The sequence below is a fragment of the Baekduia sp. genome, from assembly GCF_035318805.1.
GTDB lineage: Bacteria > Actinomycetota > Thermoleophilia > Solirubrobacterales > Solirubrobacteraceae > Baekduia.
Map to the genome: position 1 here is coordinate 18,669 of NZ_DATHDY010000075.1, position 10,542 is coordinate 29,210.

Annotated in this window: 13 protein-coding genes; 5 read left to right on the plus strand and 8 right to left on the minus strand. The window is 72.9% G+C overall.

What is annotated here, in order from left to right; translation table 11 throughout:
• Window positions 1-6 precede the first annotated feature (6 nt).
• Together VK501_RS17385 and metK are read left to right on the plus strand one after the other, a co-directional pair.
• Window positions 7-1,353 (plus strand): hypothetical protein, encoded by a 1,347-nt coding sequence (locus VK501_RS17385; RefSeq protein WP_324339542.1) that lies wholly within the window; start codon window positions 7-9, stop codon window positions 1,351-1,353.
• Complete coding sequence (gene metK / locus VK501_RS17390; RefSeq protein WP_324339544.1) at window positions 1,350-2,576, plus strand: methionine adenosyltransferase; 1,227 nt, start codon at window positions 1,350-1,352, stop codon at window positions 2,574-2,576. Before VK501_RS17385 ends, metK begins: the two co-directional genes overlap by 4 nt.
• 64 nt (window positions 2,577-2,640) lie before the next feature.
• Here the strand turns inward: metK and VK501_RS17395 are convergent, their stop codons facing one another.
• The 7 genes from VK501_RS17395 to VK501_RS17425 form a co-directional block, all read right to left on the minus strand.
• Window positions 2,641-3,402, minus strand: coding sequence for a CbtA family protein (locus VK501_RS17395; protein WP_324339546.1), 762 nt, complete (start codon window positions 3,400-3,402; stop codon window positions 2,641-2,643).
• 14 nt (window positions 3,403-3,416) lie between these two features.
• Window positions 3,417-3,638 carry a CbtB domain-containing protein gene (locus VK501_RS17400; protein WP_324339548.1) on the minus strand — a complete coding sequence of 74 codons (222 nt, stop codon included), beginning with the start codon at window positions 3,636-3,638 and terminating at the stop codon, window positions 3,417-3,419.
• Window positions 3,639-3,660: 22 nt separating this feature from the next.
• Window positions 3,661-3,987, minus strand: coding sequence for a hypothetical protein (locus tag VK501_RS17405; RefSeq protein ID WP_324339550.1), 327 nt, complete (start codon window positions 3,985-3,987; stop codon window positions 3,661-3,663).
• Window positions 3,988-3,989: 2 nt separating this feature from the next.
• A complete protein-coding gene (scnC, locus tag VK501_RS17410) occupies window positions 3,990-4,679 on the minus strand; it encodes a thiocyanate hydrolase subunit gamma (RefSeq protein ID WP_324339552.1) in 690 nt (229 codons plus the stop codon).
• The gene (locus tag VK501_RS17415) at window positions 4,676-4,972 is read right to left on the minus strand and encodes an SH3-like domain-containing protein (RefSeq protein WP_324339554.1); all 297 of its coding nucleotides are present in this window, start codon (window positions 4,970-4,972) and stop codon (window positions 4,676-4,678) included. The genes scnC and VK501_RS17415 overlap by 4 nt, the downstream gene beginning before the upstream one ends.
• Window positions 4,969-5,394, minus strand: coding sequence for a hypothetical protein (locus tag VK501_RS17420; RefSeq protein ID WP_324339556.1), 426 nt, complete (start codon window positions 5,392-5,394; stop codon window positions 4,969-4,971). Before VK501_RS17420 ends, VK501_RS17415 begins: the two co-directional genes overlap by 4 nt.
• Before the next feature lie 125 nt (window positions 5,395-5,519).
• A complete protein-coding gene (locus VK501_RS17425; RefSeq protein WP_324339558.1) occupies window positions 5,520-6,002 on the minus strand; it encodes a PH domain-containing protein in 483 nt (160 codons plus the stop codon).
• 31 nt (window positions 6,003-6,033) lie between these two features.
• Between VK501_RS17425 and priA the strand changes: the two genes are divergently transcribed.
• Genes priA through VK501_RS17440 form a run of 3 tightly spaced genes read left to right on the plus strand, consistent with a single transcriptional unit; the run spans window position 6,034 to window position 9,648 of the window.
• The gene (gene priA, locus VK501_RS17430) at window positions 6,034-8,115 is read left to right on the plus strand and encodes a replication restart helicase PriA (protein ID WP_324339560.1); all 2,082 of its coding nucleotides are present in this window, start codon (window positions 6,034-6,036) and stop codon (window positions 8,113-8,115) included.
• Between the two features lie 27 nt (window positions 8,116-8,142).
• Complete coding sequence (gene def, locus VK501_RS17435) at window positions 8,143-8,736, plus strand: peptide deformylase (protein WP_324339562.1); 594 nt, start codon at window positions 8,143-8,145, stop codon at window positions 8,734-8,736.
• 3 nt (window positions 8,737-8,739) lie between these two features.
• Window positions 8,740-9,648 carry a methionyl-tRNA formyltransferase gene (locus VK501_RS17440; protein WP_324339564.1) on the plus strand — a complete coding sequence of 303 codons (909 nt, stop codon included), beginning with the start codon at window positions 8,740-8,742 and terminating at the stop codon, window positions 9,646-9,648.
• Here VK501_RS17440 and VK501_RS17445 read toward each other — a convergent pair.
• Window positions 9,575-10,542 (minus strand): ATP-binding cassette domain-containing protein (locus VK501_RS17445; protein ID WP_324339566.1); only part of this gene is annotated, 968 nt, incomplete at its 5' end. The genes VK501_RS17440 and VK501_RS17445 overlap by 74 nt on opposite strands.

Sequence of the window (10,542 nt, forward strand, 5' to 3'; positions counted from 1 at the left end):
GCCGTCGTGGTGGTCGCCCTGGCCGTGGTCCTGGGCGGCAGCGGCGACGGCGCGTCGGGGTCCGCGCCCGCCAGCGGCGCGGCATGGCTCGTGCCCGCCGACGCGCTGGTCTACGTCCACCTCTCGACCGACCGCGACCGCTCCGCGACGGCGGCGGCCGCCAAGGTCGCCGACGCCTTCCCCAGCTGGTCTGCGCTGCGCGACGGGATCGTCAAGCGCCTCCAGGCGCCGGGCTGCGACGTCGCGGCCAAGGCGCTGAAGACCGCCGACGAGGCCGCGCTGGCGATCTTCGACACCGGCGCCGGCAAGACCGCCAACTCGCTCGTGCTCGTCGACACGGGCGCCGAGCACCCCGGCACCAAGCAGCGCGGCTGCGGCTCCCTGAGCTCTGAGTACGTCGGGACGTTCCTGGCGATCGGGCAGCCCGAGAGCCTCGCGCTGGCCGAGAAGCTGCACCGGGGCGACGGCGCGTCGCTGGCGGCCGCCGCCGGCCCGAAGAAGGCCTTCGGCGAGCTGCCGGCCGATCGCGTGGTCGACGGCTGGGTCTCGCGCGACGGCGTGCGCCGCCTGCTCGCGCCGCAGGGCGGCCTGCTCGGCGCCGTCGGCACGCTGTTCGACCAGCCCGCGCTGCGGGGCGCGGCCTTCGGCCTCAGCGCCGCCGGCGACCGCGCGCGCCTCGTGGTCAAGTCGCAGCTCGACCCGAAGATCGCGCGCAGCACCGCTTCGGGCTTCACGAAGTTCACCCCGACCCTGGCCGACCAGGTCCCCGCGACGGCCATGGCCTACCTCGGCGTGAGCAACCTCGCGCCCGCCCTGCAGCGCATCCTGGCCGCCGCGGGCAGCAGCTCCGCCCAGCTCAAGCCGCTGATCGGCAAGCTCGACAAGCCGCTCAAGCAGGTCTTCCCCGGGGAGGCCGCGATCGTCCTGACCTCCGCCGCTCCAGCGCCCGTGCTGACGATCCTGGCCGCCGCCAAGGACGAGGCCGCCACGCGCAAGACCCTGGCCGGCCTGCCCGCCGCGGTGCGCAAGAGCTTCTCGACGGCGGTCTGGGACGGCAAGGTCGCCGTGTCGACCGACCCGAAGGGGATCGCCGCCGTCAAGGCCGGCGGCGACCGGCTCACCGACACCGACCAATGGTCAAAGGCGGTCGGGAATCACCCTGAATCGATCTCCTCGCTACTCTTCCTGAACTTCAGCAGGCTGCTCACGCTGGGCGAGCAGACGGGGCTTGGCCAATCCGGTGCCTATCAGGCGGCCAAGGGCGACCTTTCGAAGGTGCGCGCCATCGGCGCGCACACGTCCGGCAACGACAGCGAATCGACCGCGGAGATCACGCTCCTCATCACCTTATGAGCTACGCCGACAACGAGTACCTCTTCACCTCCGAGTCCGTGACCGAAGGTCACCCCGACAAGGTTGCCGACCAGATCTCGGACGGCGTCCTCGACGCGGTCCTGCGAGACGACCCGACGGGCCGTGTCGCCTGCGAGACCCTCGTCAACACGGGCCTCGTGGTCGTGTCCGGCGAGATCTCCACCGAGACCTACGTCGACATCCAGGAGATCGCCCGCGAGACGATCCGCAAGATCGGCTACGTGGACGCCGACCTCGGCTTCTCGGCCGACTCGTGCGCCGTCCTCAACGCGATCGACAAGCAGTCGCCCGACATCGCGCAGGGCGTCGACCAGGCCTACGAGGCCCGCACCGACCCCTCCGACGACGACGCGCTCGACGTGGCCGGCGCCGGCGACCAGGGCATGATGTTCGGCTACGCGTCCAACGAGACGCCCGAGCTGATGCCGCTGCCGATCGCGCTGGCCCACAAGCTGGCCAAGCGCCTCGCCGACGTCCGCAAGTCCGAGGTGCTCCCGTACCTGCGCCCGGACGGCAAGACGCAGGTCTCCGTCCGCTACCGCGACGGCGTGCCCGTCGAGATCGAGAAGCTCCTGATCTCCACCCAGCACAAGGAGGGCGCCGAGTCGCTCATCCCGGACGACCTCTGGGAGCACGTCGTCGAGCCGATCCTGCCCAAGGACCTCTACGACGCCGGCAAGCTGCGGCGCGAGTTCCTGGTCAACCCGACCGGGCGCTTCGTCATCGGCGGCCCGGTGGGCGACGCGGGCCTGACCGGCCGCAAGATCATCGTCGACACCTACGGCGGCATGGCCCGTCACGGCGGCGGCGCGTTCTCGGGCAAGGACCCGTCGAAGGTCGACCGCTCGGCCGCCTACGCCGCGCGCTGGGTCGCCAAGAACCTCGTCGCCGCCGGCCTCGCCGACCGCGCCGAGGTCCAGGTCGCCTACGCCATCGGCGTGGCGCACCCGGTGTCGGTGCTCGTCGAGACGTTCGGGACCGAGAAGATCGGCCGCGGCAAGATCGCCGAGCTCGTCGACCGGCACTTCGACCTGCGTCCCGGCGCGTTCCGCGTGACGCTGGACCTGCACCGCCCGATCTACCAGAAGACCGCCGCCTACGGCCACTTCGGGCGCGACGACCACGACTTCACGTGGGAGCGCACCGACAAGGCTGCGGCGCTCGCCGCCGACGCCGGGCTCAGCGCGCCGGCCACGGCGTAGCACCAGCTGCAGGACGGAGGGCGGCCCGCGGGCCGCCCTCCGCCGTTCCGGCCCACCGGCCGCGTCAGCCTCGTTGCGCCGCGGCCTGGCGCCGGTGCCCGGATCGCGCGAGCACCGGCCGGCCGGCCATCACCCGTGGCACGGCGGCGGCGAAGACCAGGCCGATCGTCGCCCAGAGGACGGCGCTCATCCCGACCGAGGCCTGCCGGAACTGCCACAGCGTGGTCCCCGGAAACGCGCGGGGAACCTCGTCCACCGCGGGCATCGCCAGCCCCGCGACCACGACGATCCCGACGTAGGCCGCGCCGGAGATCGCCGTGGCGCTGGCCGGCGAGACGTGCGCGGACGCTGCTCGCCGGAGTCGCACCGCCGCGATCGCCGCCAGCAGGGAGACGGCCATCATCGCCAGCTGCAGCAGCGTGCGGTCGCCGATGGTCTCGTGACTCCCGATCCCTGGAGGGTTCGCGGGGTATTTGAGGAACGGCACGAGGAAGAGCACCGCGAACGCCGAGGCCGCGAGCCAGAGCGCCGTCCGTCCTGGACTCGTGCGGCCCACCCGGCCGTAGACGTAGCCGAAGGCGAGCGCGAACAGCCCACCGAGGGCAACGCCGTAGACCACGGCGGCGGTGAGGAGGCCGGCGGTCTTCTGGACGCCGCGGGACACCAGCTCGGGCTCGGGCATCTCGCCCGCCGCCTGGGCCTGGCGGGCCTCGAACGAGATCGCCTGGCCGATCGAGGGCTCGCCCGCCAACTCCGCGAACCCCGTCGCGAGCAGCCCGGCGCAGGCCCCGGCGATCAGCCCCCAGATCAGCAGATTGCGCAACATGCAGCTCGGCTCCGTCAGTGGCAGGGGAAGGCGAGCAGATGCCGTCCGTCGTGGACGTACTCGTGCAGCAGCCGTCCGGGGATGACCGAGGCCGCCCCCTGGTCGACGCCGACGAGATACAGCAGGACGAGCAGCAGCGCGCCCGCGAACACGGCCCACGGCCACAGCTCACGGAGCTCGATCGACGGGGGATGGGCCGCTTCGGGAACGGCCGCGGTGGCCAGCACATCTGACATGAGACGCTCCTCTGGTCGGCGCTCACGCTTGCTGGAAGCGCGCGCGCACGTCGTTCATCTTGGTCTCGAGCTCACGCTCGGAGATCTCGCCCTGCTCCAGGAGCGCATGCGCGGTCACGACCGCGGCGCGCGCGTGGGCGGGGAAGTCGGCGTAGGTGGTGGCTCCGAGCGTGTCCTCGGCGTGGCGCCGCTCGAGGGTGTCGAGCGTTCCGCGCCAGGACAGGCACTCGCACGTCGCTTGCAGGTTGGCCTCCCACGGGGCCGGCGTGCGATCCGGCTCCGGCGGCGCCGGGTCGGCCCTTCGCAGCGTGGCCATGAGGACGGGGTAGCGCTGGTCGTCGATGCTCATGCTCATGCTCGCGGGGTCGCGGCCGGCGAGCGGTCGCCGGTCCAGCCGGCGCGGGGCAGCGCGACGCCGATCATCGTGTCGCGGGTCACGATGGCCGCGAGCTGATCCTCGGTCCAGCCTTCCGTGCCCTCGGGCCGCATCGGCAGGACCATGAAGCGCGACTTCTGGTTGGAGTCGTGCACGCGCACTTCGACGTCGAGGGGGACGTGCAGCCCGAACTCGGCCAGCACCTCGCGCGGCCAGCGGACGACGCGACGCCGGTAATGCGGGGTCTTGTACCACTCCGGCGCCTGGCCGAGGACGGGCCGCGGGTAGCAGGAGCAGAGCGTGCACACGATCACGTTGTGGACCGCGGGCGTGTTCTCGAGCACGTAGAAGTAGGTGTTGTCGCTCGGGGTCCCCGTGCCGGTCGGATCGAGCCAGTTGATCCCGACCTCCTTCGAGGTCTCGGTGCCGTCGGCCAGCAGGCGCCGCTTGAACTCCGGGTCGAGCCAGGCCCGCGCCACCATGCGCGCGCCTCCGTGCGGGCCGATGCGCTCCGCCCATTCCGTGAAGCGGCGGTGGTCCTCGCGCGAGAACAGGCCCTTCTCGATCGCCAGCTCGCGGATCGCGGTCTCGAGCACGTCGAACTCGCTGACCTCGTCCGCGGCCTCGATCGGCGCGTGGTGGGCGTGATCGTGATCGTGGCTCACTGCGTCACCTCCCCAGCCGGGTCGAGCCAGCCTTCGGCCACCTCGGTCTCCAACGTGTCCAGCTCCAGCCCCGTGTAGTCCGGCCACAGATCGCGCTGATGGAAGCGCACGACGTAGAACGGCTCCACGCGCCCGTCCTCGAGCTGCCACGCCTCGTGCTCCGGGATCAGCCACTCCGGCCGGTGCTCGACCACCACGCCGGTGCGACCACGGGTGTAGGCCTGCGTCCGATGGTGAAACAGCGTCGTCGCCTCGCGCACGGTGACGCGATCGCCGATCTCGAACCGGCTCACGAGCCGGCCTCCTTGCGCGCTCGGACGGCGTCGATCTTGGCCGCCAGCTCGTCGACCGAGATCAGGCCCTTGTCGAGGAGCGTCTTGGCCGCGACCGAGAGCCAGCGGGCGTAGTAGGGAAGGCCGAGGTACAACGTCGCGCCGAGGTCGTTCTCCCTCCGGCGGCGGACCTCGGCGTTCCACACCCCTCGCCACGCGAGCACCTCGCACAAGACGTAGGTGCGCAGCTCCCAGTCCTCCTCCTCTTTGTCCACATACGGGACCGGGGCGTCGGGCTGGCCGCCCACGTCGTGCAGGACGTGGCGAAGCGCCCCATAGGCCTCGTTCGAGATCCAGTAGGGGCTGTCCAACCGAGCGGCCGGCTCGGGCGAGAGGCCGAGGACGCGCCGCTGCAGGGCGTCCAGGTCAGAAGGTGAAGGCATTGCCTGCTCCGTGCATGGGACCGCTGCGGAGCTTGCCGCGCGCCGCGTCCCGTGCCCGCTGGGCTCAAGGCCATTCGCGACCGGTCCTCCGGCCGATGCCAGGCCGGACCCTCGGCAACCGCTGCTCAGAGCGACGGCGGGGACTGCGCCGAGCGGTCGTGGGCGCGCCGGGCGCGGTCCACGGCCGCGACGACCCGGTCGGGGCCGGCGACGCCGTCGAAGGTGAAGTCCGAGTCGTCGGTGCCGGCGGTGTCGAAGTCGACCTTGCCGACGCGGAGGAAGCGATCGATGAGCGTCTGCTCGGTGTTGACGTTCTGCACGCGGTCGATGCTCGTCTGCTGGACGTGCTTGGACAGGATGCCCCGGCGGATGCGCAGGCGCTCGGTGGTGATCGTGTAGTCGGTGGCCGCGCGCACGATCAGGCCGGCCACGATCACCAGCGCCATGATCACGACGAACGCGACGATGCCGAGCGCCAGCGTCGCCGCGAGCAGGACGATGGCGCCGACGACGATCGCGATGCCCAGGCCCTTGAGGTAGAAGCTGAGCACGCCACGCCACGACGGGTGGCCGTCGAACACGATCTCTTCCCCGGGATGCAGGTCCATGGTGTCCGGAGCCTATCCTCGACGTCTCTCCGTGTCGCATCCCATCGTCCAAGTGGAGCCGCTCACGACGGCCCGTGCGCTGCGCGGGCCGTTCGACTACGTGCGCCCGCACGGGACCGACGTCGGCTCGCTGCTGGAGGTGCCGTTCGGTCGCCAGCGGCTCACCGCGGTCGTCACGGGCCTGGCCGAGGAGTCCGAGCACCGGCTCGTCACGCCGCTGCGGGTGCTGCCCGACGCGCTGCCGGCCGACCTCGTCGACCTCGGGCTCTGGCTGGCCCGCGAGTACGCCTCGACGCCCGCACGGGCGCTGTCGCTGCTCCTGCCGCCGCGCGGCGCGCGCGAGAAGGTCCAGCTGTGGGCGCAGCGCACCGAGGACGGCGAGGCCGCGATCGCCGACGAGGCGCACCTGCGCAGCACCGCGCTGCGGCTGACCGCCAAGCAGGGCGCGCTGCTGCAGGCGCTGCCGCGCTTCGCCGGCGCCGACCTCGGCTCGCTGCGGCGGCTCGAGGCCCGCGGCCTCGTGGAGATCGGCCCGCGCGGGCGCCGCCGCGCGCCGCAGCACACCGCGATCGGCACGCGCCGCGCCCAGCCGCGGCTGACCTCCGACCAGCAGGCCGCGCTGAACGAGGTGCTGGCCGCCGGCCGGTCGCGCGACCCCGAGCGCCTGCTGCTGCACGGCGTCACCGGCTCGGGCAAGACCGAGGTCTACCTGCGCGCAGCCGCCGAGACGCTGGAGCGCGGCCGCGGCGTGCTGATCCTCGTGCCCGAGATCGGCCTGACGCCGCAGATGATCGACCGCTTCGCCGCGCGCTTCGGCGAGACGGTCGCGGTGCTGCACTCCAAGCTCGGGGCGGGGGAGCGCTACGACGAGTGGCGCCGCCTCCGCTCGGGGCAGGCGCGCGTGTGCGTCGGCCCGCGCAGCGCGGTCTTCGCCCCGATCGACCACCTCGGGCTCGTGGTCGTCGACGAGGAGCACGACGGGTCCTACAAGAACGAGGGCGATCCCCGCTACGACGCGCGGCTCGTCGCCGAGAAGCGCGCCGCCCAGCACGGCGCGGTGCTGCTCGTCGGCAGCGCGACGCCGCGGCCCGAGTCGATCCACGCGCTGCGGCGCATCCGGCTGCCGCGCCGCGTCGACGGCGCGCCGCTGCCGCCGGTCGAGATCATCGACCTCAAGGAGGCGCCCGGCGCGGTGCACCCGCGGACGCACGAGGCGCTCGTGGACTCGCGCAAGGCGATCGTCCTGCTCAACCGCCGCGGCTGGTCGAACTTCCTGACGTGCCGCTCGTGCGGGCGGGTCTGGGAGTGCCCGCACTGCGACGTCGCGCTGATCCTGCACCGCGACCAGGGCGCGGTCGCCTGCCACCACTGCGGCCACCGCGAGCGCGTGCCGAGCGCCTGCCCCGACTGCGGCTCGGTGTCCATCGCGCGCCACGGCGCGGGGACCGAGCGGCTGGAGCACGAGCTCGCGTCGCTGGGCCGGCCGGTCCTGCGCCTCGACGCCGACATCCGCGACGCGTCCGCCGTGCTCAGCGCGTTCGAGCGGGCCGAGACCGCGATCCTCGTCGGCACGCAGGTGGTCGCCAAGGGCCACGACTTCCCCGACGTCGACCTCGGCGTGGTGCTCGACGCCGACGCGACCCTGCGCTTCCCGGACTTCCGGGCCGAGGAGCGGACGTTCGCGCTCGTCACCCAGCTCGCGGGCCGTGCGGGCCGCGGCGGCGCCGGACGGGTGCTCGTCCAGACGATCGACCCGACCGCGTCGGCGATCGCGCACGCCGCGCGCCACGACAGCGACGGCTTCCTGGCCGAGGAGCTCGAGCGCCGCCGCTTCCTGCGCTACCCGCCGTTCTCGACGCTGATCCGGATCGTGTGCTCCTCGGAGGCCGCCGGCGCCACCCACCTGGCGGCGACCGAGATCCAGGCGCGCCTGCCCACGTCGCTCGGTCCGGCGCCGCTCTTCCGACTGCGCGACAAGGAGCGCAGCCAGGTCGTGCTGAAGGCCGGTGAGCGCCGCTCGGCGATCGACCAGGTCGACGCGGCGGTCCGCGAGGTCAGTGCGGCCAAGGCGCACAAGGGCGTGGCGTTCAGCGTGGACGTCGATCCGCAGTAGCGCAGACGCCCGGCTAGCATCCTGCTCGTGGCCGAGCACCACGAAGAGCTCGACGAGGCGCCCGAGCCTCCGACCCTGGATCCCGAGACCCTCGCACGCCGTCGTGCGGCGCTGGCGCACGTCCGCAAGTTCGGCGATCCCGTGCTGCGGACCGAGGCCCGCCAGGTCGTGCGGTTCGACGCCGAGCTGCGCGACGAGATCGCCAGGATGGGCGTGCTGATGCACGACGCCTACGGCATCGGCCTCGCCGCCACCCAGGTTGGCATCCTGCACCGCGTCCTGGTCTACCGCGTCGAGTCCGACAGCCCGGTCAACGCGCTGGTCAACCCGGTCCTCGAGTGGTCCAGCAAGGAGGAGGAGTGGGCCGAGGAGGGCTGCCTCAGCCTCCCCGCCGTCCACGTGGACGTCGAGCGTCCCGTCCACGTGCGCGTCCGCGCCCAGGACGAGTCGGGCGGCGCCATCCTCGTCGAGGCCAGCGGCCTCGAGGCGCGGGTCATCCAGCACGAGATGGACCACCTCGACGGCGTGCTGATCCTCGACCGCACCCCGCGCGACCAGCGCAAGGAGGGCATGCGCGCCCTGCGCGCGGCCCTCGAGGCCGCCGAGGACGACGCCGCGTAGCCCATGGACGACGACGTGGCCCCCGGCCGCGGGAGCGAGCCCCTGGGCGAGCTGCCGCCACGGAACGAGCCCCATGGGCGAGGCTCCCTCGTCTATCTGGGCACGTCCGCCTTCGCCGCCGGGGTGCTGGGCCGGCTGGCCGAGGGCCCGTACCGCCCCGCGCTGGTCGTGACGCGCCCCGACGCCAAGCAGGGCCGCGGCCGCAAGGTCGGCCCGCCGCCCGTGGCCGTCGCCGCGCGCGAGCTGGGCATCGAGGTCGACCAGCCCGCGACGGTCAACGACGACGACACGCGCGCCCGCATCGCCGCGGTGCAGCCCGACGCGGTGATCCTGTGCGCGTTCGGCGCCCTGGTCAAGGAGCCGCTGCTCACCGACCACGACATCCTGAACGTCCACCCATCGCTGCTGCCGCGCTGGCGCGGCGCCGCGCCGGTGGAGCGGGCGATGATGGCCGGCGACACCCAGACCGGCGTCTCGATCATGCGCCTGGTCGCCGAACTCGACGCCGGCCCGGTCTACGCCCAGCGCGCGGAGCCGATCCTGCCGTCCGACGACTACGCCGCCCTCGCGCAGCGCCTCCAGGACGTCTCGGTGGCGCTGCTCAGCGACGTCCTCGAGCGCCGGCCCACGGCGGAGCCCCAGCCCGAGGACGGCATCACCTACGCCGACAAGCTCACGACCGCCGACCGCACGCTGGACCTCACGCGGCCGCCGGAGGAGAACGTGCGGATCGTCCGCGCGCTGCACCCGCACATCGGCGCGCGCATCGCGCTGCCGGGCGACCAGTACCTCGGCGTCCTCGAGGCCACGATCGGCCTCGACGGCGGCTTCGAGCCCGTCACCGTCCAGCCGGCGGGCGGGCGTCCGATGGCGTATGCGGACTATCTCCGCGGCCATCCGCCCGTGCTGTGAAGCGGACCCAGTCGCTGAACCCGCCGTCGTAGGCGCGCGCCTCGAGGTCGCGAACCTCGACGACGCGGTCGGCGATCCGGTCCAGGAAGTAGCGGTCGTGCGAGACGGCGATGACCGTGCCGTCGAAGGACTCCAGCGCCTTCTCCAGCGTCTCGACCGCGTCGATGTCGAGGTGGTTGGTCGGCTCGTCGAGCAGCAGGCAGTTCGCGCCGCCGAGCATCAGCAGCAGGCAGCGCAGCCGCGTGCGCTCGCCGCCCGACATCGCGCTGATCGGCCGGCGGACCTGCTCGTAGTCGAAGAGGAACCGCATCAGGTGCCGCACGGCCGTCTCCTCCGTCATCGGCTGCGCGGCGCGGACGACGTCCATCGCGGTCTGGTCGCCCGGTAGCTCGGCCGCGGTCTGGGTGAGGTGGTCGAAGACGATCGACGGCCCTGCCCAGCGCTCGCCGCCGGTCGGTGCCAGCTCGCCGGCCAGCAGCCGGACGAGCACCGTCTTGCCGGACCCGTTGGGCCCGATCACGCCGACGCGCTCGCCGCGCAGGACCGTGAGGTTCACCTCGGTCAGCACCGGATCGAACTCGACGTCGCGGAGGTCCACCACGCGCTCGCCGCCGCGCATCGAGGCACGCAGCGCGAGGCCCATCTTCCGCCGTTCGAACACCGGGCGCTGCACCGTGTCCATCCGCTCGATCTGGCGCTGCTTGTTGCGCGCGCGGATGATGTAGCGCTTGTCCTCGGTGCGGTGCGCGAGGTCCTTGAAGCGCCGGATCGCGTCCTCCAGGCGCGTGATCTCCTTCTGCTGGGTCACGTAGGCCTGCTGCCGGCGGACCAGCTCCAGCTCGCGCGCGACCGCGTAGGCGGAATACGTCCCCGGCCACATCCGGATGCGCCCGC

Excerpts from the sequence above, each read along its gene's own strand:
- metK (WP_324339544.1), top strand. The coding sequence starts at position 1,350 with ATGAGCTACGCCGACAACGAGTACCTCTTCACCTCCGAGTCCGTGACC.
- VK501_RS17395 (WP_324339546.1), bottom strand. The coding sequence starts at position 3,402 with ATGTTGCGCAATCTGCTGATCTGGGGGCTGATCGCCGGGGCCTGCGCC.
- VK501_RS17400 (WP_324339548.1), bottom strand. The coding sequence starts at position 3,638 with ATGTCAGATGTGCTGGCCACCGCGGCCGTTCCCGAAGCGGCCCATCCC.
- VK501_RS17405 (WP_324339550.1), bottom strand. The coding sequence starts at position 3,987 with ATGAGCATCGACGACCAGCGCTACCCCGTCCTCATGGCCACGCTGCGA.
- VK501_RS17420 (WP_324339556.1), bottom strand. The coding sequence starts at position 5,394 with ATGCCTTCACCTTCTGACCTGGACGCCCTGCAGCGGCGCGTCCTCGGC.
- VK501_RS17425 (WP_324339558.1), bottom strand. The coding sequence starts at position 6,002 with ATGGACCTGCATCCCGGGGAAGAGATCGTGTTCGACGGCCACCCGTCG.
- VK501_RS17440 (WP_324339564.1), top strand. The coding sequence starts at position 8,740 with ATGGACGACGACGTGGCCCCCGGCCGCGGGAGCGAGCCCCTGGGCGAG.